This is a genomic window from Xanthomonas sp. MLO165 (assembly GCF_018831305.1).
Taxonomy (GTDB): domain Bacteria; phylum Pseudomonadota; class Gammaproteobacteria; order Xanthomonadales; family Xanthomonadaceae; genus Xanthomonas; species Xanthomonas arboricola.
The window spans coordinates 1,940,641-1,964,066 of sequence record NZ_CP029263.1; the positions used below are offsets into that span (position 1 = coordinate 1,940,641).

At 66.6% G+C, this 23,426-nt stretch carries 21 protein-coding genes; 16 read left to right on the forward strand and 5 right to left on the reverse strand.

Annotated features, from left to right (window positions below):
* Nucleotides 1-77 precede the first annotated feature (77 nt).
* Both DGN21_RS08470 and DGN21_RS08475 read left to right on the forward strand, forming a co-directional pair.
* The gene (locus tag DGN21_RS08470) at nt 78-1,139 is read left to right on the forward strand and encodes a serine kinase (RefSeq protein ID WP_126965650.1); all 1,062 of its coding nucleotides are present in this window, start codon (nt 78-80) and stop codon (nt 1,137-1,139) included.
* Nucleotides 1,140-1,250: 111 nt separating this feature from the next.
* The gene (locus tag DGN21_RS08475; RefSeq protein WP_164738884.1) at nt 1,251-2,948 is read left to right on the forward strand and encodes an ABC transporter ATP-binding protein; all 1,698 of its coding nucleotides are present in this window, start codon (nt 1,251-1,253) and stop codon (nt 2,946-2,948) included.
* A 32-nt stretch (nt 2,949-2,980) separates the two neighbouring features.
* Here DGN21_RS08475 and DGN21_RS08480 read toward each other — a convergent pair whose 3' ends face one another.
* Nucleotides 2,981-4,390, reverse strand: coding sequence for an MFS transporter (locus tag DGN21_RS08480; RefSeq protein ID WP_126965651.1), 1,410 nt, complete (start codon nt 4,388-4,390; stop codon nt 2,981-2,983).
* Between the two features lie 367 nt (nt 4,391-4,757).
* Between DGN21_RS08480 and DGN21_RS08485 the strand changes: the two genes are divergently transcribed.
* Together DGN21_RS08485 and DGN21_RS08490 are read left to right on the forward strand one after the other, a co-directional pair.
* On the forward strand, nt 4,758-5,759 hold the full coding sequence (locus DGN21_RS08485; RefSeq protein ID WP_016902070.1) for an LLM class flavin-dependent oxidoreductase: 1,002 nt from the start codon (nt 4,758-4,760) through the stop codon (nt 5,757-5,759).
* 60 nt (nt 5,760-5,819) lie between these two features.
* Nucleotides 5,820-6,320: a pyridoxamine 5'-phosphate oxidase family protein gene (locus DGN21_RS08490; protein WP_016902069.1), complete on the forward strand. Its 501-nt coding sequence runs from the start codon at nt 5,820-5,822 to the stop codon at nt 6,318-6,320.
* Between the two features lie 31 nt (nt 6,321-6,351).
* On the opposite strand, the gene DGN21_RS08495 is transcribed toward DGN21_RS08490, so the two are convergent.
* A complete protein-coding gene (locus DGN21_RS08495) occupies nt 6,352-7,023 on the reverse strand; it encodes an exopolysaccharide biosynthesis protein (RefSeq protein ID WP_160954960.1) in 672 nt (223 codons plus the stop codon).
* Nucleotides 7,007-8,347, reverse strand: coding sequence for a hemolysin family protein (locus DGN21_RS08500; protein WP_016902067.1), 1,341 nt, complete (start codon nt 8,345-8,347; stop codon nt 7,007-7,009). Before DGN21_RS08500 ends, DGN21_RS08495 begins: the two co-directional genes overlap by 17 nt.
* 274 nt (nt 8,348-8,621) lie before the next feature.
* On the opposite strand from DGN21_RS08500, the gene DGN21_RS08505 reads away from it, so the two are divergent.
* The 3 genes from DGN21_RS08505 (at nt 8,622) to DGN21_RS08515 (ending at nt 11,264) form a co-directional block, all read left to right on the forward strand.
* Nucleotides 8,622-9,248 carry a DUF47 family protein gene (locus DGN21_RS08505; protein ID WP_016902066.1) on the forward strand — a complete coding sequence of 209 codons (627 nt, stop codon included), beginning with the start codon at nt 8,622-8,624 and terminating at the stop codon, nt 9,246-9,248.
* A gap of 9 nt (nt 9,249-9,257) precedes the next feature.
* Complete coding sequence (locus DGN21_RS08510) at nt 9,258-10,385, forward strand: inorganic phosphate transporter (RefSeq protein ID WP_024939559.1); 1,128 nt, start codon at nt 9,258-9,260, stop codon at nt 10,383-10,385.
* Between the two features lie 117 nt (nt 10,386-10,502).
* The gene (locus DGN21_RS08515; protein ID WP_126965756.1) at nt 10,503-11,264 is read left to right on the forward strand and encodes a YdcF family protein; all 762 of its coding nucleotides are present in this window, start codon (nt 10,503-10,505) and stop codon (nt 11,262-11,264) included.
* A gap of 245 nt (nt 11,265-11,509) precedes the next feature.
* Here the strand turns inward: DGN21_RS08515 and DGN21_RS08520 are convergent, their stop codons facing one another.
* Complete coding sequence (locus DGN21_RS08520) at nt 11,510-13,012, reverse strand: S10 family peptidase (protein WP_126965757.1); 1,503 nt, start codon at nt 13,010-13,012, stop codon at nt 11,510-11,512.
* Nucleotides 13,013-13,320: 308 nt separating this feature from the next.
* Complete coding sequence (parE, locus tag DGN21_RS08525; RefSeq protein ID WP_126965758.1) at nt 13,321-15,210, reverse strand: DNA topoisomerase IV subunit B; 1,890 nt, start codon at nt 15,208-15,210, stop codon at nt 13,321-13,323.
* Nucleotides 15,211-15,372: 162 nt separating this feature from the next.
* On the opposite strand from parE, the gene DGN21_RS08530 reads away from it, so the two are divergent.
* From DGN21_RS08530 to truD, 9 genes are all read left to right on the forward strand, one after another.
* On the forward strand, nt 15,373-15,621 hold the full coding sequence (locus DGN21_RS08530; RefSeq protein WP_024939563.1) for a hypothetical protein: 249 nt from the start codon (nt 15,373-15,375) through the stop codon (nt 15,619-15,621).
* A 176-nt stretch (nt 15,622-15,797) separates the two neighbouring features.
* Nucleotides 15,798-17,462, forward strand: a complete 1,665-nt coding sequence (locus DGN21_RS08535; protein ID WP_024939564.1) for a CTP synthase — start codon at nt 15,798-15,800, stop codon at nt 17,460-17,462.
* A 203-nt stretch (nt 17,463-17,665) separates the two neighbouring features.
* Nucleotides 17,666-18,496: a 3-deoxy-8-phosphooctulonate synthase gene (kdsA, locus tag DGN21_RS08540; protein ID WP_006453321.1), complete on the forward strand. Its 831-nt coding sequence runs from the start codon at nt 17,666-17,668 to the stop codon at nt 18,494-18,496.
* 116 nt (nt 18,497-18,612) lie between these two features.
* Nucleotides 18,613-18,855, forward strand: a complete 243-nt coding sequence (locus DGN21_RS08545) for a hypothetical protein (RefSeq protein WP_024939566.1) — start codon at nt 18,613-18,615, stop codon at nt 18,853-18,855.
* A 123-nt stretch (nt 18,856-18,978) separates the two neighbouring features.
* The gene (eno, locus tag DGN21_RS08550) at nt 18,979-20,271 is read left to right on the forward strand and encodes a phosphopyruvate hydratase (protein WP_016904017.1); all 1,293 of its coding nucleotides are present in this window, start codon (nt 18,979-18,981) and stop codon (nt 20,269-20,271) included.
* A gap of 3 nt (nt 20,272-20,274) precedes the next feature.
* The gene (ftsB, locus tag DGN21_RS08555; RefSeq protein WP_016904016.1) at nt 20,275-20,631 is read left to right on the forward strand and encodes a cell division protein FtsB; all 357 of its coding nucleotides are present in this window, start codon (nt 20,275-20,277) and stop codon (nt 20,629-20,631) included.
* Nucleotides 20,628-21,428, forward strand: coding sequence for a 2-C-methyl-D-erythritol 4-phosphate cytidylyltransferase (gene ispD / locus DGN21_RS08560; RefSeq protein ID WP_126965761.1), 801 nt, complete (start codon nt 20,628-20,630; stop codon nt 21,426-21,428). Before ftsB ends, ispD begins: the two co-directional genes overlap by 4 nt.
* Nucleotides 21,429-21,443: 15 nt before the next feature.
* Nucleotides 21,444-21,935 (forward strand): 2-C-methyl-D-erythritol 2,4-cyclodiphosphate synthase, encoded by a 492-nt coding sequence (ispF, locus tag DGN21_RS08565; protein WP_065032327.1) that lies wholly within the window; start codon nt 21,444-21,446, stop codon nt 21,933-21,935.
* Between the two features lie 245 nt (nt 21,936-22,180).
* Complete coding sequence (gene truD, locus DGN21_RS08570; RefSeq protein ID WP_126965762.1) at nt 22,181-23,290, forward strand: tRNA pseudouridine(13) synthase TruD; 1,110 nt, start codon at nt 22,181-22,183, stop codon at nt 23,288-23,290.
* The last annotated feature ends 136 nt before the right edge of the window (nt 23,291-23,426 follow it).

Consider the following 23,426-nt stretch of genomic DNA (forward strand, 5'->3'; position numbering starts at 1 on the left):
GGTGCCGATGCGGATGCGGCAACCTTTCTGTTGCCGTTCGGCACACACCGGCTGATCGATGCAATGGGTGGAAGGGCATGCCGCAGTCGGCTGCGTTGGCGCAATTGATGCCGGTGGGCGATTACGCAGGCACTGGCGCGCCGGATGCGGCGGCAGTGGCAGCAGATCCGTTCGGCGAACATCGGCCGCGTCGGCAGTGCGTGCGCCGGCAGATCCTCGGCGCACTGTTCCACTTCGAAAGCGACAGCGAAGCGCTGCTGGCATTGGTGGACCTGGCCTACGCGGGCCTGCCCGCGCATCGCCTGCCGGGTGCGCCGGAATTCCATATCACGCTGGATCTGGTGGCGCGTGGTCACGCGTCTTCGAGCGCACAGCCGCCACCGGTGCGCACCCATGCCAGCGGCGGCTTGCTGTGTGGCGTCATGGATGCCTGCAATTACCTGATGTTGTCGGTGCCCGCGCGCCGCGCCATGCTGGTGGTTTCCGACGACATGCTCGCCCACGCCTATCACGTGCGTTATGAGCTGATCGAATTTTCGGTGTTCCTGCTGGCGGCGCGCGGCATGGGCCTGGTGCCGTTGCATGGCGCCTGCGTGGGCCGGCAGGGACGCTGTGTGCTGTTGCTCGGCGCCAGTGGCGCCGGCAAATCGACCCTGGCGCTGCACAGCCTGCTGCATGGCCTGGATTTCATCGCCGAAGACGGTGTGTTCGTGGCGCCGGAGAGTCTGCTCACCACCGGCGTTGCCAACTTTCTGCATCTGCGCGCCGACGCGCTGAGCCTGGTCGATGCGGACACCCGCGCGTGGATCAGCGCCTCGCCAACCATCCGTCGCCGCAGCGGTGTGGAAAAGTTCGAGATCGACATCCGCCACGGCCGTGCGCAACTGGCACACGCGCCCTTGCAGCTGTGTGCGGTGGTGATGCTGTCGGCAATGCCGGCGAGCGATCCCGCACAGCCATTGCTGGCGATGCCGACCGAACGCATTGCCGCTTGCCTGGCAAATGATCAGCCGTATGCGGCCGGGCAACCGGGCTGGCAGCGCTTTGTCCAACAGGTACAGCGCATCGGCATGTTCACCCTGCGCCGCGGAGCGCATCCGCAGGCCGCGCTGGATGCGCTGCTGCAGGTGTTGCGGTGAGCGCGCCGGCAACGCGGCAGCAGCGCGTCCTCTTTCAAGCCGACGCCATGCCGTATCCCACAGTGAGGGTCAGGCGTGACTGAGATACGCGCGGCTGCAGATCGCAAGCCCATGCGCGCGCTGTGGCGCGATTTCGTCGACACGCTGGTGCCGGCGGATGTGTCGACCATCGTGCTGTACGTGGGCTTGTCGCTGCTGGCCGCACTGGCCGGCAGCCTGGTCGCGGTCAGCCTGGTGCCACTGGTGCAGCCTGGTCATGCCGTCCGCCTGGCCGGCTACGCGCTGGCGTTACCAGATGGTCTGGCGATGCAGGTGACGCTGTTTGCCGGTGTCAGTCTGGTGTTTGCCGCACTGCGCTGGCATGGCGCACGGCTGGCCGCACGGCTGACCAGCCGCTACGCGATCGGGTTGCGGCAGCGCGTGCATGCGGCGCTGATCGATGCGCCGCTGCCGGCGCTGTCCGGTGCCAGCTCGGCGGAAATCGCCAATGTGCTGACCTACAATATCGAGATCGCCACCCAGGGCTTCAGTGCGGCCTTGCAGCTGCTAGTGGCCGGCATGACAGCTTTGGTGAGCATCTGCATCGCGGTCATGATCGCCCCCGCGTTGCTGATGGCGACGCCGTTGCTGCTGGCACTGGCGTGGCTGGGCTTGCGCATCTCCAGCAGCGACACCCAGGCGCGCATCAGCCGCGATTACGTGGCCGACATGACGCAGCTGTTCTGGCTGAGCGAAGATTTCCCGCGTCGCCTGCGGCATGTGCGTTCGTTTCAGCGCGAAGCGCTGGAAACCCGCGATTACGAGCGCATTTCCGCTCGGCTGGGGCAGGGCTATGCGCAGCAGCAGGCGCTGGTGGCGGGCAGCCGGCTGATGCTCGAGGCCACCGCAGTGGCTGCCATCGCCGGCATCCTGGTGCTGGCCAACCTGTGGCAGGGCGCGGATCGCGCTGCGTTGATCACCGTCAGCCTGCTGCTCGGGCGCCTGCTGCCGTATCTGGTCAGCACCCGGCAGAGCGTGCAGCAACTGCGCTCGGCGTGGCCGGCGTTGCAGCTGTGGCGGCGCCATGTCGCGCTGGGCACAACGCGTCCGCCGGCGTCGGCCGCACCGGCACAACCGTTGCCGGCCGCCCTGCATCTCGAACACATCGGCCTGGCACCGCCGTTGCCCAGGCTCGCTCTCGATCCGCTGCTGTTGCTGCCCGGCGAGCTGACCTTGGTCGTCGGTCCCTCCGGCATCGGCAAGAGCAGTCTGATGGACGTGCTCTCGGGTCAGACCCCGCCTGCACAGTTCACCGCGCACATGGCCGGGCGCCGGCTGGATTTTGCTGCGTATCGCGCCCTGGTGCGGCATAGCGCCTACCTCGGCCAGGGGGTGCGGCCGTGGCAGCGCACGGTCCGCGCCTGTCTGGACTGGGCATTGCCCGGCACCAGCGATGCGCGCATGTGGCAGGTGCTGGCCGACGTCGGCCTGGGCGCGCGTCTGCAGCGCGACGGGCAGGGATTGGACAGCCCGATCAACGGCCCGGATGGGCGCCTGTCCGGTGGCGAAGCGCAGCGCCTGCTGCTGGCGCAGGTGCTGTTGCGCAAGCCGACCCTGGCGGTGCTGGACGAGGCCACCAGCGCACTGGATGCCGAGGCCGAACAGCAGGTGTTGTGCATGCTGCGGCAACGCCTGCGGCAGACCGTGCTGGTGGTGGTCTCGCACCGCACCAGCCTGGCCGCAATGGCCGATCGCACGGTTGTCTTGGGCATTGCAGTGGCGGCGCAGACCGCTGCCCACGCCGATGCGGTTGCAAGCTCAGACGCGTGATGTCAGGTGGCGTGCTCGCGTCGGCAGCGCGATCAGCCGGCAATCTCTTCCAGCGCCCGATTGCGCGTGCGCGGACCCAATAGCGCAATCACGCTGGCCACGATCGACATGCTGATCACGATAAAGGCCAGCACGCCATGGCTGCCGACCTGGGCGAGCAGCCAACCGATCAGCACGCTGCTCACCGCCGTGGAAAGACGGCTGAAGGAATAGCAAAAGCCCACTGCCCGCGCGCGCAAGCCGGTGGGGAACAGCTCGGCCTGATAGCCGTGATAGGCAAAGCTCATCCAGGCATTGCAGAACGCAATCATCGCCCCGCACAGCACCATGCCGAGCGCCTGATGCTGCAGCGAAAACAGCACGCCGAACAGCACTGCGCCCAGGGCCGATGCGGTGATCTGCCATTTGTTCTCCCAGCGCTGCGCAAAGCGCAGCAACAGCAGCGGCGCCAGCGGGTAGGCCAGCGAAATCGCAAAGGAATAGGCCAGGCTCCTGGTCACGCCGGTGCCTTGCGCCGAGATCAGTGCCGGCAACCAGTTGCCGAAGCCAAAGAAGCCGATCGCCTGAAAGATATGGAATACCACCAGCATGCCGATGCGCCCGCGATACGGCGCACGCCACAGCATCGCGGTCTGCATGTCGCCGGCCGGCGAGGGGGCAAGCGGCTGCGCTGCGGCCAGGGGCGCACCCAGATCGCGCACGCAGCGCGTTTCGAGCTGGGTCACGACCGCATCGGCTTCGGCATGGCGTCCCTGCGCCGCCAGCCAGCGGGCCGATTCGGGCAACCGGCTGCGCAGCCACCAGATCGCCAGCGCAAACACCCCGCTCAGCAGAACTACCCAGCGCCAGCCGCTCACCCCCAGCGGTGCATGCGGCACCAGCAGCCAGGCAGTCAGCGCCACCGCAGGTACCGCCAGAAACTGCACGAAGAACGCAAACGCGAACGCGGCACTGCGCATATGCCGCGGCACCAGCTCGGACAGGTAGGTGTCGATGGTGACCAGCTCGATGCCCAGGCCGATCCCGACCACCAAGCGCAGCACGATGACCCCGGTGGCGGTGTGCTGCAGGCCCATCGCCACGGTCGCGGCGGTGTACCAGATCAGAGCGAAGGTGAACACCGGACGGCGCCCGAAGCGGTCGGCGAACGGACTCAACAGGGCGGCGCCGACGAACAGGCCCAGAAATGTCGCCGCCGCGAACGCGGCCTGGTCGGACATGCCGAACGCGCCATCGGCAGCGCTGGCGAAGATGCCGTCGCGGATCAGCCCGGGGCTGATGTAGGCGGTCTGGAACAGGTCGTACAACTCGAAAAATCCACCCAGCGCGAGCAGGCCGACCAGCCGCCACAGCGTGGCGCTGGCCGGCAGCCGGTCGATCCGCGCGGCGATGTGCAGGGTGGCGGAAGCGGGGTCAAGCGGAGCGGTCGAAGCCATCGTCATGCAGGCGCTGCCAGTGCGGTGTTCATCATAGCCAGCAGCCCTGTTACCCGGCGCCCGCGCTTCGCGGTCAGGCAACTGCATTCGCAGGCGATCCGGCGAGCGCAAGACACCCCACAGCCATCGCGCATGGCCTGATATCCCTCCCTCCGCGGCGAATGTGTGGCTTGCGCGCCATCGTCGCCCTGCATTGCAGCACCCGTCCAACAAGGCGCGGGCCCGGGCACGGAGCGGGGCAGTGCCCAGCTACAGATCCTCCCGTTGTTTGACCACTGGAATGCTGTAATCCCCCCAGCGCCACCTGGGCAGGTGGCAAAGCCGCCTGGCCAGCCCCATCTCTTGCACATCACTCATTCCCCGGAGTCATCCGATGACGCCCATTTCCGTGCTCGACCTGGCGCCGGTCTGCGAAGGCAGCGACACCACCCACGCCTTCGCCAACATGCTCGATCTGGCCCAGCACGCCGAGCGCTGGGGCTACCAGCGTTACTGGCTGGCCGAGCACCACAACATGCCGGGCATCGCCAGCGCCGCCACCGCGGTGTTGATCGGCCACGTCGCCGGCGGCACCAAGACCATCCGCGTCGGCGCCGGCGGCATCATGCTGCCCAACCATGCGCCGCTGCAGGTGGCCGAACAGTTCGGCACGCTGGCCTCGTTGTACCCGCAGCGCATCGACCTGGGCCTGGGCCGTGCGCCCGGCACCGACCAGCCGACCGCGCGCGCCCTGCGTCGCTATTTCGACAGCGCCGACCATTTCCCGCAGGACGTGGCCGAGCTGTTGCGCTACTTCGCGCCGGTGGTGCCGGGGCAACTGGTGCAGGCAGTGCCGGGGGGCGGTCTCGACGTGCCGGTGTGGCTGCTGGGTTCCAGCCTGTTCAGTGCGCGGCTGGCCGCGGCGATGGGCTTGTCGTTCGCGTTCGCCTCGCATTTCGCGCCTGACGCGATGGACGAGGCGGTGGCGATCTACCGCCGCGAGTTCCGTCCGTCCGCGCAGTTGGCCAAGCCGCACGTGATGCTGGCCTTGAATGTGGTGGCTGCGGAAACCGAAGCGCAGGCACGCCGCCTGTTCACCACCCAGCAGCAGAGCTTCGTCAACCTGCGCCGCGGCAAGCCGGGCAAGATTCCCGCGCCGATCGACGATATCGACAGCTTCTGGCAGCCGCACGAGCGTGCCGGCGTGGAGCGCGCGTTGGCATGCACGGTGCTGGGCGATGCCGAGCAGATCGCCCAGGGCGTGGCCGAGTTCATCGAGCGCCACACCCCGGACGAACTGCTGTTCACCGCCAACATCTACGACCATGCTGCGCGTTTGCGTTCGTTCGAAATCGCCGCCATGGCCTGCCGCGAGCTGGACGTGACTCCTGCGTGATTCACGTCGCTTTGCGCGGCGATCCGCTCAGATGCATGCACCTCCATTGGGAACACCAGCATGCAATTTCAGGAACGCAGCGAGAGCATCAAGCAGTTGGCGGAATTGATCCGCGGCGTGGACATCGCGATGTTCACGACCGTGTCGGCCGACGGCAAGTTGGTGAGCCGGCCGTTGGGGACGCAGGAAGTCGAATTCGATGGCGACCTGTGGTTCGCCACCGCCGCCGACAGCCCGAAGGTGGCTGAAATTGCCGCCGATCCGCGCGTCAACGTGGCCTATGCCTCGGCCTCGAAGAACAGCTACGTATCGGTCGCCGGTACCGCACGCGTGGTCGATGACCGCGCCAAGATCGAACAGCTGTGGTCGCCGGCGATGAAGGTGTTCTTCCCCGGTGGCAAGGACGACCCCAACCTGCGCCTGATCCATGTGCGCGCCGAATCGGCCGAGTACTGGGATGGCCCGAGCGGGCTGCTCGGCAAGGCGCTGTATTTCGTGATGACGGCCGTGACCGACGATACCGGCAGCCTGTCGGACAACCGCGTGGTCGATCTGAAGTAACTGCGCTCCAGGTGCGCCGGCCGTCGCGCGCTCAGCGCCAGGCGGCCGGCCACCAACCGCGGATCAGGTCCAGTAACTGGTCCGAGGTGACGCCGAACACCGCCACCGAGATCAGCGCAGCGGCCCAGCCCACCAGCAGCAATGCGCCGTCGCGCTCGAGCAGGGCCAGCGCAAACAGCAGCAGGATCAGCCCAAAGATGTAGTTGGTGAACGGAATCGGCAGCGTCAGCAGGATGCCGACCAGCACCAGCAGCGCGCCGGTGACCATCTGCGCCGGCATCCGGTCCAGCATGCCGTGCAGGCGCGGCTTGAGCAGCCGGTCCAGGCGCTGCAACGTCGGCGCAAGCCGCGCGACGAAACGCTGGCTGGTACTGCGGCGCGGCCCGCGATCGCCGATGAAACGCGGCACCCACGGCTTGCGCAGGCAGCACATCATCTGCAGCCCGATCAATACCGTCAGCGGGCCACTGATGCCGCCGGCCAGGCCGGGAATCGGAATGAACGACGGCAGGATCGCCAGGAACAGGAACACCCCGAATGCGCTCTGCTGCAGATCGGCCAGGATCTCGCGCACCCGCAGCACATGCTCCGGATCGCCCTCGCTGAAGGCCGCCAGCAGGCTACGGATGCCTTCGTTGCGATAGCGCATCTGCGCGCCGTCCGCTCCATCCGATGGCGGTACGCGGTTATCCGACGATGTCATCGCTGCCCTCGTCGCTGACGCGGCTCAGCAGCAGCTTGTCCACGCGTGCGCCATCCAGATCGACGATCTCGATGCGCCAGCCGGCCCAATCGAAGAATTCGCCCGCCTGCGGAATGCGCCCGAAGTAGTAGATGCACAGGCCGGCGAGCGTGTGGTAGTCGCCTTCGTCGGCCTCCGGCAGTTCGGCGCCCAGCACTTCGCGCAGTTCCTCCACCGGCAACGAGCCGTCGATCAGCAGCGAGCCGTCGGCGCGCGTGACCACCAGCGCGTCCTCGTCGGTGTTTTCCACCGCCTGCAGGCGGCCCACCACCGCGCCCATCAGGTCACTGATGGTCACCAGTCCGCGGATTTCGCCGTATTCGTCCACCACCAGCGCCATCGACTGCTGCTCTTCGCGGAAGATCTCCAGCAGCTTCATCGCATGCGTGGACTCGGACACGAACAAGGTGTCGCGCAGCGCCTGGAACAGCTGCGCGCCGTGTCCGTCCATGCGCGTGACCAGCGATTTGACCTCCAGCACGCCGGCGATGTCCTGGTCGCTGCCGCGGTAGACCGGATAACGCGAGAATTCGTGTTCGCGCATCACCAGCAGATTGCGTTCCGGCTCGGCATTGGCATCCAGCCAGGCGATGCGGTTGCGCGGCGTCATCAGGCTGTCGGCGGTGCGGTCACCCAGCCGCATCACGCGGTTCATCATGTCGCGCTCGTGCGCATCGATCACGCCGGCCTCGTGGCTTTCGGCCACCAGCATGCGGATCTCCTCTTCGGTCACCGATGCCGATTCGTCCTTGCCCATGCCGAGCATGCGCAGCACCAGCCGGGTCGAGCGCGCCAGCACCCACACGCCGGGCGCGGCGATCTTTGCCAGCCACGCCATCGGCACCGCGACCACCCCGGCGATGTCCTCGGAGTTGCGCAGCGCCAGCCGCTTGGGCACCAGTTCGCCGAAGATCAGCGTCAGGAAGGTGATCAGGGCCACCGCCAACGTGCTGCCGATCACCACCGAATACGGGCGCGGCTTGCCGACCAGCTCGAACGAGGCCGACAGCGCCGGGAACAGCCCCTGCAGCCAGCTGCTGATGGCCTCGCCGATCGCCTCGCCACCGAACACGCCGGTCAGGATGCCGATCAGGGTGATGCCGATCTGCACCGTGGACAGGAAGTTTTCCGGGCTTTCGGCCAGCGCCAGGGCGCGGGCGGCGCGCTTGCTGGAGCCGGCCATCTGCTTCAGCCGGCTCTTGCGCGAGGTCATCAGGGACATTTCCGACATCGCGAAGAAGCCGTTCAACAGGATCAGCGCGATGACGATCAGAAACTCAACCACGGGCGTCTTCCCCGGTCAGTGAAGGGGAGGGCGGGCGAGCACTGGGTTGGCCGGCGCGCACAGGGGCGGGGCGGCAACGGGGGAATATAGGGTCGTCTTCCATAGGGTGCACCCGAGGGCGCGGGAGCATGTTAGCAAACCACAGGGTGGTTCGAGCCGGGAAATGCCGATGTGAAGGCCGCCTGCGCCGCCGAGATACCCAGACAGGTCATGGAACGGTCATAATTCGCGCTTGGCGTCCGTCTCTCCCTCGACGGCAGGAAGTTTTCCACCCATGTTCTCGTTGCAGACCATCTTCGGCTCCGGCAAGCAGTTCTATGCGCTTCTGAACGAAGCGGCGCAGGCCGCCTACGACAGCACCAAGGCCTTGCACGCCATGATGCGCACGTCCGACCGCCAACCCGCGCTGGACGCCTTCAAGCTGGCCCGCCTGCGCGAACGCGCCGCTTCGGACAAGATCGGCCAGGCGCTGGTGGACAGCTTCATGACCCCGATCGAGCGCGAGGACATCGAAGCGCTGGGCTCGGCGCTGTACAAGATTCCCAAGCAGGTCGAGAAGTTCGCCGACCGCTACTCGCTGGCCACCAAGCATCTGGAGCACATCGACTTCGCCCCGCGCGCGGCGATGCTGGAGCAGGCCGCCGCGGTGGTGGTGGAGATGGTGGCCGACCTGCCGCAGATGAACATCGATCGCATGACCGCGCTCAACGACAAGCTGCGCATGCTGGAAAACGAGGCCGACCGGCTGATGCTCGAGCTGTACCGCGACATCTATTCCGGTCGCCTGGACACGCTGCAGATGTTCCTGCTCAAGGAATTCTTCGAGATTCTGGAAAAGGCCATCGACCGTTGCCGCGAGGCAGGGGTGGTGGTGTACCAGATCGTATTGAAGAACAGCTGAGGTCGCCGCGTGCTTACCCTAGTTCTGGTGGTGATCCTGGCGGCGTTGGTGTTCGAGTTCATCAACGGCTTCCACGACACCGCCAACTCCATCGCCACCGTGGTCGCCACCAAGGTGCTGTCGCCGGGCTGGGCGGTGATGCTGGCCGCCGGCATGAACCTGATCGGCGCGCTCACCGGCACCGCGGTGGCGTTGACGATCGCCTCCGGCCTGCTCAACACCGAGGTGGTCGAGGTCACCCCGCAGGTGATCCTGTGCGCGCTGCTGGGCGGCATCATCTGGAACCTGATCACCTGGTGGAAGGGCCTGCCGTCGTCGTCCTCGCACGCCTTGATCGGCGGGCTGTGCGGCGCCGGCCTGGCCGCCGCGCACAACAACTGGAACGCCTTGATCTGGTCGGAAAACATCGGCAACTGGGCCAAGAACAAGGGCCTGTTGTGGAAGGTGTTCGTGCCGATGATCACCTCGCCGATCGCCGGCTTCCTGCTCGGCATCGTGGTGATGCTGCTGCTGTGGGCGATCATCGCCGGCATGGCCCGGCTGGGCGGGCCGATCGGGCGGCTGGCGCGTCCGCGCTGGGTCAATGCGTTCTTCGGCAAGGCGCAGATCGCCTCGGCCGCCTACATGGGCTATGCCCACGGCCATAACGACGCGCAGAAGACCATGGGCATCATCGCCATGACCCTGATCGGCGCGCAGTCGGCCGGTGCGCTGGACGATCTGCCGAGCTGGCTGTCGTTCCTGCATCCGGGCACCGGCCTGGCCGCGGGTGCCGGCATTCCGATGTGGATCGTGCTGACCTGTGCGGTGGTGATGGCCGCCGGCACCGCCTCGGGCGGCTGGAAGATCATCAAGACGCTCGGCCACAAGATGGTCAAGCTGCATCCCATCCACGGCTTTGCCGCAGAAACCAGCTCGGCCACCGTGCTGACCGTGGCCGCGCACTTCGGCATGCCGGTGTCGACCACGCACAGCATTTCCACCGCGATCATGGGCGTGGGCTTTGCCAAGAACCCGCGCTCGCTGCGGCTGGGTGTGATCGAGCGCATCGTCTGGGCCTGGATCCTGACCATCCCCGCCGCCGGCGGAGTGGCGTATCTGATCCTGCGCTGCTTCGAATGGTTCGGCTGGACCTGAGCGATGTCGTGCTGTGGTCACCTCGGTGGGCGAGCATGCGCGCCAACCGCGGCGTGCCCTGCAGGCCCCCCGTTCGACCCTGATGTGCCAACGCGTCCTGCCTGAGGAAACGCGCCGATGATGCTTGCGCTGGTGTGCGTGCTGTTCTTGCTGTCCTGGCTGATCGGCCGCAGGCGCTGGCTGCGCAGTGCGCGTGCGCTGGCAGCGGCCACATTGGCGTTGCTGCTGCTGGTCGGCTGCGGCCCGTTGGCGAGCTGGATGCTGCACGGGCTGCAGCAGACCGGCGTCAACGATTTCAACGACTGGCGCGCGCGCAACATGATCGTGCTGCTGGGCGCGGGCACGGTGCGGCCGGATGGCCCCGACGCCACCGCCGAGGCCAACATGTTCGCCTACGGCCGCATCGTCGAGTCGGCGCGGCTGTACCGGCAGTGCCGTGCGCATGGCGGCGGCTGCAAGATCGAGATCAGCGGCGGCGACGCGCGCGGGCTGGGCCTGTCCGAGGCGGTGGTGTATCGAAAGGTGCTGATCGGGCTGGGCATCGACCAGGCCGACCTGATCATGGAGCCGTCCAGCATGAACACCTGGCAGAACGCGCAGTTCAGCCAGCCCTTGCTGCGCCAGTACCGCCCCGATCGGGTCGTGCTGGTGTCCTCGGCCACGCATCTGCGGCGTGCCGAGCTGTACTTCCGCCACTTCGGCATCGACGCCACGCCAGTACGCTCGGACTGGTTGACCGCGTCCTGGGCGTGGTTGCCGCAGAGCTACAACTTCACGGTGGCCGATGTCGCCTTGCACGAGTACCTGGGCATTGCGCGCTATCGGGTTTACGAGTGGCTGGGGTGGAATGTGGAGGCTGTTCGGGCTGGGGCGTTGTGAATCGGGAATGGGGAATGGGGGAGTGGGGAATCGGGATTCGGGATTCGTAGCAGCTGGTGCGCTTCCTGATATGTGCGGCTGATTAGCGTCCGACAGCGCTTGCCGCTCCGGATTAACGGGGTAAGGCGTGTACGCGGCGGTCGGGAGGGGATTGCGCTGCTTGGTGGCAGCGCGGCTGGTTGCGCATTTACTTGCGGCTGGCGTGATGCATCGCCCGCCGCGTGTGCGGCCGGCGATGGTGGTGCTCAGCGGGTTTCGTACATCGTCCTGACGTCGTTGCGGAATGCGGCCTGGCTGTCGGCGCGGTTGTAGAACATGTGGCCGCCGGGATATTCGCGCACCTGTACGCGCTTGGGGTCGCTGCCCATCGTCGGCATCTGGTCCACCGTCAGCACCGAGCCCATGAACGGGCAGGAGAGATCGTTCCAGCCATGCGCGATCAATACGCGCAGCTTGGGGTCGATCGCCACCGACTGGCGCAGCTGGGTCACCGCGCCCTTGCGCAGTTCGTCGTTCCAGTCCCATAGCGTGTTGACGTCGTAATTGAGCGCCTGATAACGCGCATCGACCTTCCAGCCGACCACGCGGGTGACGAAGTCCACCATCGCGGTGGTGGTCGGCGCGATGATGCTGTCCAGCAGCGGGTCGTTGGCGCGCTGCTCGGGATCGTTGGGGAAGGGGTCGAACGCGGTCACGTTGGCGTCGTAGCGGCTGCCCAGCTCGCCCTTGTCGCGGAACACCTCGCGCAGATACGCCTGGGTTTCCAGGCGCCCGCCGGAGCGGCGCACATAGGTCGCGTCCAGCCCGGTCATGCGGGTGACCTGCTGCAGCATCGCCTCGGTCGCCTGCGGGTCAGTGCGGCCCCTCATCAGCGCCACCGCGTAGTCGCCGCGGGTGTAATCGATCACTTGGCGCATCGCCGTGTCGCTGAGCTGGCCCTGGCGTTCCAGGTGTGCGGCGGCGATCGAGGGCAGCGTCATCATCCAGGCCAGCGGCGACACATCGCTGTTGTCGTCGAGGGTGGGATTGAGATACGGCGACACCAGCACCACGCCGTTCATCGCCACGCCCAACCGGGTCTGCAGGTACTGGGTGATGCGCGGGCCGCGGAAGCCGCCGTAGCTTTCGCCGACCAGGTACTTGCGTGCCTGCAGGCGGCGGTTCTTCAGCAGCCAGTCGTAGACCACACGCGAGAGATATTCCACGTCGGCCTGCGGGTTGTAGAACTGTTTTTTGGCCTCGTCGTCGCCGATCAGGGCGCGGCTGAAGCCGGTGCCGACCGGGTCGATGAACACCAGGTCGGTGAAGTCCAGCCAGGTGCCGGGGTTATCGCGCAATGCCGCCGGTGCGGAGGCGCTGTCGCCTTCGGCGCCGAAACCGACCACCTTGGGTCCGATCGCGCCCAAGTTCAGATACACCGACGACGCACCGGGGCCGCCATTCAGCGCGAAGGTCACCGGGCGGTCCTTGCCATCGACGGTGTAGGCGGTGAACACCACCTCGCCGGTGGTCTTGCCCTGCGCATCGCGCACCGGCAGCGTGCCGACGGTTGCGGTGTAACTCAGCGTGCGCCCACCCACGCGGGTGCTTTGCCGCACGCTGGCATCGGCCGGCAGTGGCGCGGGTTTGGCGGCCGCGGCATCGGCCTTGGTGTCGGTTTTTGCAGCGTTCTTGTCGGGCGCGTCGGCCAGCGCGGTTCCGCTGAGCAGGACGCAGGCCAGCAGGCTGGCACGGAGGAAGCAGGGCATGAGCATCGGAAGGTTCGGCAGGGAGCGACGATGCTAGGCCGCCGATGGCGTCGGATGGATGTGCACAAAGGCATGTGTGTCGCGTTGGCCGACGTGGCCTGCCTGGCTAGAAGCAGCATGTGCCACTGCAGGTGGCCGTCTGAGCCGAAGGGTGGGGATCGGCTTCGCCCTCACCCCAACTTCCGCTTCGCACCCCCGGCCCGGGCTGGCAGCGCGGGCGCTCGAAGAGACCTGCGCCAGCAGTGCCTTCTCGCCCCGCTGGGGGGGCGAAGCTTTCGCTGCTTGGTGTTTTCAGAATTTCAGCGAACTCAAACCTCCAGCGACGCCAGATCGCCCTTGGTCTCCAGCCACTGCTTGCGGTCGCCGGCGCGCTTCTTCGCCAGCAGCATGTCCATCAGCGAGCGGGTCTGTTCGCCATCGTCGATGGTCAGCTGCACCAGGCGACGCGTATCCGGGTGGATGGTCGATTCGCGCAGCTGTTGCGGATTCATCTCGCCCAGGCCCTTGAAGCGGGTGACGCTGACCTGGCCCTTGAGCTTCTCGCGCGCGATCTTGTCCAGCAGCGTGGTCTTTTCCTCTTCGTCCAGCGCGTAGAACACCTGCTTGCCCACGTCCACGCGGAACAGCGGCGGCATCGCCACGAATACGTGGCCGGCCGCGACCAGCGCCGGGAAATGCTGCAGGAACAGCGCGGTCAGCAAGGTGGCGATATGCAGGCCGTCGGAGTCCGCATCGGCCAGGATCACTACCTTGCCGTAACGCAGCCCGGTGATGTCGTCCTTGCCCGGGTCGCAGCCGATCGCGATCGCCAGGTTGTGCACTTCCTCGGAGGCAAGCACGCTGCCCGATGCCACTTCCCAGGTGTTGAGGATCTTGCCGCGCAGCGGCAGGATCGCCTGGAAGTCCTTGTCGCGGGCCTGCTTGGCCGAGCCGCCGGCCGAGTCGCCCTCGACCAGGAACAGTTCGGTGCGCGACAGATCCTGGCTGATGCAGTCGGCCAGCTTGCCGGGCAGGGCCGGGCCCTGGGTGACCTTCTTGCGGACGATCTGCTTTTCGGTCTTCAGGCGCGCGCTGGCGCGGTCGATGGCGATCTGCGCGATCTTCTCGCCGATCTCCACGTTCTGATTCAGATACAGGCTGAAGGCATCGTGCGCGGCGCCTTCGATGAAGCCGGCGGCCTGGCGCGAGGACAGGCGTTCCTTGGTCTGCCCGGAGAACTGCGGGTCGGTCATCTTCAGGCTGAGCACGAAGGTGACCCGGTCCCACACGTCTTCCGGCGCCAGCTTGACCCCGCGCGGCAGCAGGTTGCGGAAGTCGCAAAACTCGCGCAGCGCATCGGTCAGGCCCGAACGCAGGCCGTTGACGTGGGTGCCGTGCTGCGCGGTCGGGATCAGGTTGACATAGCTTTCCTGCACCAGCTCGCCTTCCGGCACCCAGGCCGCGGCCCAGTCGACGATCTCGGTGTCCTTCTTCAGGCTGCCCACAAACAGGTCGGCCGGCAGCATCTCGTGCGCGGCCATCTCGCCCTTGAGGTAGTCGCGCAGGCCGTTCTCGAAGTGCCAGCTGTCCTGCTCGCCGGTGGCCTCGTCGTGCAGCTTGACGGTCAGGCCGGGGCACAGCACCGCCTTGGCGCGCAGCAGATGGCGCAGCGCGCGCACGTTGAACTTGGGCGTGTCGAAGTACTTCGGATCGGCCCAAAAGCGCAGGCGCGTGCCGGTGTTCTTCTTGCCAACGGTGCCGACCACTTCCAGCTTGGAGGCGGCGTGGCCGTCGCGGAACTCCATGCGGTGCTCGCTGCCTTCGCGCTTGATGAACAGCTCGACCTTGGTCGACAGCGCATTGACCACGCTCACGCCCACGCCATGCAGGCCGCCGGAGAAGGTGTAGTTGCGGTTGCTGAACTTGCCGCCGGCATGTAACCGGGTCAGGATCAGCTCGACACCGGGAATCTTTTCTTCCGGGTGCATGTCCACCGGCATGCCGCGGCCGTCGTCGGACACCTCGCAGCTGCCGTCCTTGTACAGGGTCACTTCGACCTGCCTGGCGTGACCGGCCAGCGCCTCGTCGACCGAGTTGTCGATCACTTCCTGCGCCAGATGGTTCGGGCGCGCAGTGTCGGTATACATGCCAGGGCGGCGTTTGACCGGGTCCAGGCCCGACAGCACTTCAATATCGGCGGCGTTATAACGGGTGTTCATGCATCTCGTTGGCACGTGAAACGACGCGCAAGTGTGGGGGCTGAGCCGATTTTTTGCACGCGACAGGCGTTCAGTGCAGGGCGGGGTGCGGCTGGATACCCTGGCGTTGGATTCGGAACCAAACGTCCCCACCTGAGGATGTCACCGAACCCGGAGGACACCATGAAGTTCAAGCACATCCTGATGCTCACCCTCGGTGCTGCCGCAGTGGCCGCGCTTCCTGCCATGGCCCAGGCCGCTCCCCAGCAGACCGGGCAGGGCGCCGGTGCCAGCGCGCAGAAGGCCGACGACGCCAAGGCCAAGACCGAAGCCGAGCGCAAGGCCGAGCGCCGCGCCGCCGCCGCGGCACACAAGCCCAAGGCCGACGCCGCCACGCGCGAGGAAGAGGAAGAAGAAAAGCCGGCGCGCTGATTCCATTGCGCGACGGCACAACGCCACACGGACGCCCCGGCCTTGGTCGGGGCGTCTGCATTTGCGCGCCAGGCGCAGTGCGTTTTTCGCCGCTGTGACGACATGATCGTCACGCAACCCTTGGGCATTCGCCCGACACCCGCTAAACTATGGCTTTCCGGGAGGCTTCAAGCCCCATGACCCCCCTGATTTTTGTTACCGGCGGCGTAGTGTCCTCGCTAGGCAAGGGCATAGCCGCCGCTTCGCTTGCCTCCATTCTGGAAGCGCGTGGCCTGAAGGTCACGATGATGAAGCTGGACCCGTACATCAATGTGGACCCGGGCACGATGAGCCCGTTCCAGCATGGCGAGGTCTACGTCACCGACGACGGCGCCGAGACCGATCTGGATCTGGGTCACTACGAGCGCTACGTGCGCACGCGGCTGTCGCGCAAGAACTCGGTCACCACCGGCCGGATCTACGAGAACGTGATCCGCAAGGAGCGTCGCGGCGATTACCTGGGCGCCACCGTGCAGGTGATCCCGCATATCACCGACGAGATCCGCCGTTGCATCGACGAGGCCACCGCCGGGTTCGACGTGGCGCTGATCGAGATCGGCGGCACCGTCGGCGATATCGAGTCGCTGCCGTTCCTGGAAGCGATCCGCCAGGTGCGCACCGAGCGTGGTGCCGAAAAGGCCATGTTCATGCACCTCACCCTGGTGCCGTACATCGCCGCCGCCGGTGAGTTGAAGACCAAGCCGACCCAGCATTCGGTCAAGGAGCTGCGCTCGATCGGCATCCAGCCGGACGTACTGCTGTGCCGTTCCGAGCAGGCGGTGCCGGATTCGGAGCGCCGCAAGATCGCGTTGTTCACCAACGTCTCCGAGCGCGCAGTGATCAGCTGCCCCGATATCGATGTGCTGTACGGCATGCCGCTGGAGCTGCGTCGCCAGGGCCTGGACGAACTGGTCATCGATCAGTTCAAGCTGCGCGACAAGGTGGCTGCGCCCGACCTGTCCGAATGGGCTGCGGTGGTGGATGCGGTCAAGCACCCGCTGGACGAGGTCACCATTGCGGTGGTCGGCAAGTACGTCGATCACCAGGACGCCTACAAGTCGGTGGCCGAAGCGCTGCGTCACGGCGGTCTGCGCCAGCGCACCAAGGTCAACCTGAAGTGGCTGGAAGCGCAGGATCTGGAAGGCAGCGACATGGCTGCGCTGCAGGATATCGACGGCATCCTGGTGCCGGGCGGCTTCGGCGACCGTGGTTTCGAAGGCAAGGTGCTCACCTCCAAGTACGCGCGCGAGCACAAGGTGCCGTACTTCGGCATCTGCTACGGCATGCAGGCGGCGGTGGTGGACTATGCCCGCCACGTGGCCGATCTGGACGCAGCCAACAGCACCGAGAACGATCGCCAGTCGCCACACCCGGTGATCGGCCTGATCACCGAATGGCGCACCGCCACCGGCGAAGTGGAAAAGCGCGACGAGAAGTCCGACCTGGGCGGCACCATGCGGCTGGGTCTGCAGGAGCAGCGGCTCAAGCCGGGCACGCTGGCGCGCGAGGTGTACGGCAAGGACGTGGTCGCCGAGCGTCATCGCCACCGCTACGAGTTCAACAACCGCTACCGCACCCAGCTGGAAGACGCCGGCCTAGTGATCTCCGGCAAGTCGATGGACGACACGCTGGTGGAGATGGTGGAGCTGCCGCGCGATGCGCACCCGTGGTTCCTGGCCTGCCAGGCGCATCCGGAATTCCTGTCCACCCCGCGCGACGGGCATCCGCTGTTCATCGGTTTCGTGCGCGCTGCGCGCGAGAAGAAGGCGGGCGGGAAGTTGTTGAAGGAAGCGCGTGCCTGAGCCACTCCTTCTCCCGTCGGGAGAAGCTGGCGCGCAGCGCCGGATGAGGGGCGCCGCAACGCACCGGAAGTTGGCAGCCATGACGGACGCGTCGCCACGCGTCATTCAGGGCAAACCATCGCACGTCAGCAGCGCTTCGCAACCGTACCCGCACACCAACCCCTCTCCCGACGGGAGAGGGGCTTTAATCAATAGGTGACCTGATGAAACTGTGTGACTTTGACGTTGGCCTGGATCAGCCGTTGTTCCTGATCGCCGGCCCCTGCGTGATCGAGTCGATGCAGCTGCAGCTCGACGTGGCCGGCAAGCTCAAGGAGATCACCGGCAAGCTGGGGATCAACTTCATCTTCAAGTCGAGCTTCGACAAGGCCAACCGCACCTCCGGTACCAGCTTTCGCGGCCCGGGCCTGGAAGAGGGCCTGAAGGTGCTGGCTGCGGTAAAGCAGCAGATCGGCGTGCCGGTGCTGACCGACGTGCACGAATACACCCCGATGAACGAGGTCGCCGCCGTCGTCGACGTGCTGCAGACCCCGGCCTTCCTGGTGCGCCAGACCGATTTCATCAAGAACGTCTGCGCCGCCGGCAAGCCGGTCAACATCAAGAAGGGCCAGTTCCTGGCGCCGTGGGACATGAAGCCGGTGGTGGACAAGGCCAAGTCGACCGGCAACGAGCAGATCATGGTCTGCGAGCGTGGCGCCTCGTTCGGCTACAACAATCTGGTCAGCGACATGCGCTCGCTGAGCGTCATGCGCGACACCGGCTGCCCGGTGGTGTTCGATGCCACCCATTCGGTGCAGTTGCCGGGCGGGCAGGGCAGCAGTTCCGGCGGCCAGCGCGAATTCGTGCCGGTGCTGGCGCGCGCGGCGGTGGCGGTGGGCATTTCCGGCCTGTTTGCCGAAACCCATCCGGACCCGTCCAAGGCCTTGTCGGACGGCCCCAACGCCTGGCCGCTGGACCGCATGGAAGAGCTGCTCGAGACCCTGATGGAACTGGATGCCGTCACCAAGAAGCACGGATTCGCGCGCTTCGCATGAGTTCCGATGCCTGGGCGCTGGCCGCGTCGCAGCGCCAGCGTCGGCAGTGGCGCCACTGGCCCTGGGGCTGGATCGCGCTGGTCGCATCGATCGCCGCGTGGGCGTGCATGGCCGCGATGGTGTTTCTGGTCGCTGCCAGCATCGGCATGCCGGGTGACGGCGACCATGCCATGCAGGCCACGCGGGTGCCAATGCTGGTCACGCTGCTGCTGGCCGCAGTCGCGATCACAAGTTGCCTGATCGCCGGTCCGCTGGCGTTGCGGCTGGCTCGCCAATCCGGCGCAGCGATCTTTGCGTTGGTGTTGCTGTCGGTCTTGCTGCTGCTGTCTGGTTTACCGCTGCTGGGCTTGATGGCCTAGCAGCATGCTTGCGGGCCTGTTGCGTGCGGCAGCTTCACGCGATTTGGCAATGTGCCGGTGTGCGGCGATAATCCCGCAGCTTGTTTCCGGTGTACTTCCCCCTTACTGGTAACCGATCGACCTATGACCACTATCGCCAAGATCCTCGCCCGCGAAATCCTCGACTCCCGCGGCAACCCCACGCTGGAGGCCGAAGTCACGCTGGACGACGGCTCGTTCGGCCGCGCTGCCGTGCCCTCGGGCGCCTCGACCGGCACCAAGGAAGCGGTGGAACTGCGCGATGGCGACAAGACCCGCTACCTGGGCAAGGGCGTGCTGCATGCGGTGCAGAACGTCAACGGCACCATCGCCGAGACGCTCAAGGGCTTTGACGCGGCCGACCAGCAGGGTCTGGACCGCCGCCTGATCGACCTGGACGGCACCGAGAACAAGGGCCGCCTGGGCGCGAACGCGCTGCTGGGGGTTTCTTTGGCCGCCGCGCATGCGGTGGCCGCCTCGCGCAAGCAGCCGCTGTGGCAGTACCTGTCCACCATCACCGAGTCCGATGTGGCACTGCCGGTGCCGATGATGAACATCATCAACGGCGGCGCGCATGCCGACAACAACGTCGACTTCCAGGAGTTCATGGTGCTGCCGGTCGGCTGCAGCTCGTTCTCCGAAGCGCTGCGTGCCGGCACCGAAATCTTCCACGCGCTCAAGTCGGTGCTCAAGGGCCACGGCCTGAGCACGGCGGTGGGCGACGAAGGCGGCTTTGCGCCGGACTTCCGCAGCAACGTCGAAGCGCTGGACACCATCCTCGAGGCGATCGGCAAGGCCGGCTACACCGCCGGCGAAGACGTGCTGCTGGGCCTGGACGTGGCCTCCAGCGAGTTCTACGACAACGGCAAGTACAACCTGGTTGGCGAAAACAAGCGCCTGACCAGCGAGCAGTTCGTCGACTTCCTGGCCGACTGGGTCGCGCAGTACCCGATCATCAGCATCGAAGACGGCCTGGCCGAGGACGACTGGGCCGGCTGGAAGCTGCTCACCGACCGCGTCGGCAAGAAGGTGCAGCTGGTCGGCGACGATCTGTTCGTCACCAACCCGAAGATCTTCAAGCAGGGCATCGACTCGGGCACCGCCAACGCGATCCTGATCAAGGTCAACCAGATCGGCACGTTGACCGAGACGCTGGAAGCCATTGCGATGGCGCATGCGGCCAATTACGCCTCGATCGTCTCGCACCGCTCGGGCGAAACCGAAGACACCACCATCGCCGACATCGCCGTGGCCACCACCGCCACGCAGATCAAGACCGGCTCGCTGTGCCGCAGCGACCGCGTCGCCAAGTACAACCAGTTGCTGCGCATCGAGCAGGCGCTGGGCTCCGGCGCGCGTTACGCCGGCCGCGACGCGTTCGTTTCGCTCAAGCGCTAAGCCGTGCGCAACTGGCGCTGGCTACTGCTGGTGCTGGCGGTGCTGCTGGCTTGGCTGCAGTACCGCTTCTGGTTCGGGCCTGGGAATTCCGGTGAAGTGATGATGCTGGAAGCCCAGGTCGCGCATCAGACACAGGACAACGAAGGTCTGCGCCAACGCAACCAGGCGTTGGCAGCAGAGGTGAAGGATTTGAAGGACGGCGAGGCGGCAATCGAAGAGCGCGCGCGCAGCGAACTGGGCATGATCAAACCGGGCGAGACGTTCTATCGCGTGGTCGAAGATGCACCGCCGCTGCCGCCCGCAGTGGCCGCGCCGTCCGCTGCGCCCGTCGAGCCTGACGCTCCGGCGGAACAGCCATGACCGGTTCGATCTGGGCGATCGTGCCGGCCGCCGGGCGCGGCACGCGTTTTGGTGGGCAGACCCCCAAGCAATATCTGTGCGCTGCCGGGCAACCGCTGATGGCCTACACGCTGGCGGCGCTTGCCGCGCATCCGGTGGTGGCCGGCATCGTGGTGGCCATCGCGCCCGACGATGCGGATTGGCCGGGCTGGACCTCGGTGCAGGGCAAGCCGGTGCTGACCTGCGTCGGTGGCGGGACACGTGCGGCATCGGTACTGGCCGGATTGCTTGCCCTGCCGGAGAGCGTGCGGGCCGATGACTTTGTGCTGGTGCACGATGCCGCGCGGCCCAATCTGGCGCTGGCCGATCTGGAACGTCTGCTGGAGATCGGCCGCGGCGATCCGGTCGGCGCGATCCTGGCTGCGCCGGTGCGCGACACGCTCAAGCGGGCCGGCGACGATGGCGGCATCGATGCCACCGAGCCACGCGAGCGGCTGTGGCGCGCGCTGACCCCGCAGCTGTTCCGTCGCCATCAACTGATCCGCGGCCTCACCGAGGCGTCGGCGGCCGGGGTGGACGTGACCGACGAGGCGATGGCGATGGAGCGGCTGGGATTGCGCCCGTTGCTGGTGGAAGGTGCCGAAGACAACTTCAAGGTGACCACGCCAACGGATCTGGCGCGCTTCGAATTCGAGCTGGCGCGCCGAGGTGTTGCAGTGGATGCCCAGTCGCCTGCAACCGACCCGCGCGCCGGGGCGGTCGTTGGCCACACCGATGCGCTGTCCGCTGGTGCCCACCACGACGCCGACGCTCCCTAATCACCACGGATTACCATGTCTTTCAATTTTCGAATCGGTCAGGGCTACGACGTGCACGCGTTCGGTGCGGGCGACCACGTGATGCTGGGCGGCGTGCGCGTCGCGCACAGCCATGGCGTGCTCGCGCACAGCGATGGCGACGTGGTGCTGCACGCGCTATGCGATGCGATGCTGGGCGCGCTGGCGCTGGGCGATATCGGTCAGCACTTTCCGCCGTCCGACGCGCGCTGGAAGGACGCCGACAGCGCGCAGTTCCTGCAACATTGCGATCACTTGCTGCGCGAGCGTGGCTGGCGGGTCGGCAATGCCGATGTCACCGTGATCTGCGAGCGTCCCAAGATCGGCCCGCATGCACTGGCGATGCGCGAACGCATCGCCGGCCTGCTGGCGATCGAACTCGATGCGGTCAGCGTCAAGGCCACCACCAGCGAAAAACTCGGCTTCACCGGCCGCAGCGAGGGCATCGCTGCGCAAGCGGCAGTCTTGCTCGGCAGGATCGCCGGCTGACCGCGGCTCACAGACGCCTGCGCACCGTCGGTGGCATGGAAGGTGCCGGGCATGGCGATCATCCCGCATACCCTGCAGTGCTGAGCCTGCCGTCCACGCATCCGGCCACTGCCGGCTAGCTGTTCCAGCCGCTCCAGATCGCGGTTACCTGCGCCGGGCTCGTCTTGGCGTCGCACCGCGACATCACCGCGCCGAGGCATTCGGCACATAGCGCACGACCTGTCGGCGCGAAGGTAAATCACAGCATGAGCGACACCTCTGTTCTGCCGCGCGCGCATGGCGCTGCGGTCCTCGGCGCGGCAATGCGCAGCACGCCCGACGATTTTCAGGTCGATGAGCTGCCTGCCTTCGAGCCAACCGGCGAGGGCGAGCACCTGTTGCTCACCATCCGCAAGCGTGGGCAGAACACCGCCTATATCGCGAAGAAACTCGCGCAGTGGGCCGGAATCGCCGAGATGGGCGTCAGCTACGCCGGGCTGAAGGACCGCCATGCGGTGACCACGCAGCGCTTCAGCGTGCATCTGCCCAAGCGCATCGCGCCGGAGCTCGCCGCGCTCGACGACGATGAGATGCAGGTCATCGCCAGTACCTGGCACAACCGCAAGCTGCAACGCGGCGCACTGCTGGGCAATCGTTTCGTGTTGACGTTGCGCCAGGTGCACGGCGAGCGTGCGGCGATCGAACAGCGCCTGCAGGCGATCGCCGCGCGCGGTATCCCGAACTGGTTTGGCGAACAGCGCTTCGGCCGCGATGGCGGCAACGTGGCCTCCGCGCTGGCGATGTTCGGTTATGTGTCCAATGCCGACGGCACCTTGTCGGCGGCGCCGGCATCCCGGCGGCGGCTGCGCAACGATCAACGCTCGATGCTGCTGTCGGCGGCGCGCTCGGCGCTGTTCAATCGGCTGCTCACCGCACGCGTGGAGCAGGGCAATTGGGATGCCGCGCTGGATGGCGAGGCGTGGATGCTGGATGGCTCGCGCAGCGTGTTCGGCCCCGAGCCGTTCACCGATGTACTGGCAGAGCGCCTGGCGCGCTTCGATATCCATCCCAGCGGTCCGTTATGGGGCGCCGGCGAACTGCGTTCGACCGCGCAGGCCGCGGCGGTGGAGCAGGGCGCGTTGTCGGACCCGCAATCGGAGGTGCTGCGACAAGGCCTGGAGGCCGCGGGCTTGAAGCAGGAGCGCCGCGCACTGCGCTTGCGTCCGCAACAGTTGGCGTATCGCTGGCTGGATGCGGATAGCCTGCAGATCGCATTCGCACTGCCGCCGGGCTGCTACGCCACCGCGGTGCTGTGGGAACTCGGCGAGGTCAGCGACGCCGGCCGTCTCAACGCCGGCACGCGTCCCGACGCCTAGGTCTATCCAGTGGTCGTCGGCTGCCCGGCAAACACGTCACCGCCGTAGGAGCGGACCTGGCCGCGACAGGCCTGCCCATCAACACGTCCTTTGCGCAAGCGCATGCCTGCACCAGCGACCCGTCACCCAATCGGCG

Bases quoted from the DNA above. Each gene is read 5' to 3' on its own strand.
- DGN21_RS08490 (WP_016902069.1), top strand. From the start codon at position 5,820: ATGCAATTTCAGGAACGCAGCGAGAGCATCAAGCAGTTGGCGGAATTG.
- DGN21_RS08495 (WP_160954960.1), bottom strand. From the start codon at position 7,023: ATGACATCGTCGGATAACCGCGTACCGCCATCGGATGGAGCGGACGGC.
- DGN21_RS08485 (WP_016902070.1), top strand. From the start codon at position 4,758: ATGACGCCCATTTCCGTGCTCGACCTGGCGCCGGTCTGCGAAGGCAGC.
- DGN21_RS08475 (WP_164738884.1), top strand. From the start codon at position 1,251: ATGCGCGCGCTGTGGCGCGATTTCGTCGACACGCTGGTGCCGGCGGAT.
- parE (WP_126965758.1), bottom strand. From the start codon at position 15,210: ATGAACACCCGTTATAACGCCGCCGATATTGAAGTGCTGTCGGGCCTG.
- DGN21_RS08530 (WP_024939563.1), top strand. From the start codon at position 15,373: ATGAAGTTCAAGCACATCCTGATGCTCACCCTCGGTGCTGCCGCAGTG.
- DGN21_RS08520 (WP_126965757.1), bottom strand. From the start codon at position 13,012: ATGCCCTGCTTCCTCCGTGCCAGCCTGCTGGCCTGCGTCCTGCTCAGC.
- DGN21_RS08470 (WP_126965650.1), top strand. From the start codon at position 78: ATGCCGCAGTCGGCTGCGTTGGCGCAATTGATGCCGGTGGGCGATTAC.
- eno (WP_016904017.1), top strand. From the start codon at position 18,979: ATGACCACTATCGCCAAGATCCTCGCCCGCGAAATCCTCGACTCCCGC.
- ispD (WP_126965761.1), top strand. From the start codon at position 20,628: ATGACCGGTTCGATCTGGGCGATCGTGCCGGCCGCCGGGCGCGGCACG.
- DGN21_RS08515 (WP_126965756.1), top strand. From the start codon at position 10,503: ATGATGCTTGCGCTGGTGTGCGTGCTGTTCTTGCTGTCCTGGCTGATC.
- DGN21_RS08535 (WP_024939564.1), top strand. From the start codon at position 15,798: ATGACCCCCCTGATTTTTGTTACCGGCGGCGTAGTGTCCTCGCTAGGC.
- kdsA (WP_006453321.1), top strand. From the start codon at position 17,666: ATGAAACTGTGTGACTTTGACGTTGGCCTGGATCAGCCGTTGTTCCTG.
- ispF (WP_065032327.1), top strand. From the start codon at position 21,444: ATGTCTTTCAATTTTCGAATCGGTCAGGGCTACGACGTGCACGCGTTC.
- DGN21_RS08505 (WP_016902066.1), top strand. From the start codon at position 8,622: ATGTTCTCGTTGCAGACCATCTTCGGCTCCGGCAAGCAGTTCTATGCG.
- truD (WP_126965762.1), top strand. From the start codon at position 22,181: ATGAGCGACACCTCTGTTCTGCCGCGCGCGCATGGCGCTGCGGTCCTC.
- DGN21_RS08545 (WP_024939566.1), top strand. From the start codon at position 18,613: ATGGTGTTTCTGGTCGCTGCCAGCATCGGCATGCCGGGTGACGGCGAC.
- DGN21_RS08480 (WP_126965651.1), bottom strand. From the start codon at position 4,390: ATGACGATGGCTTCGACCGCTCCGCTTGACCCCGCTTCCGCCACCCTG.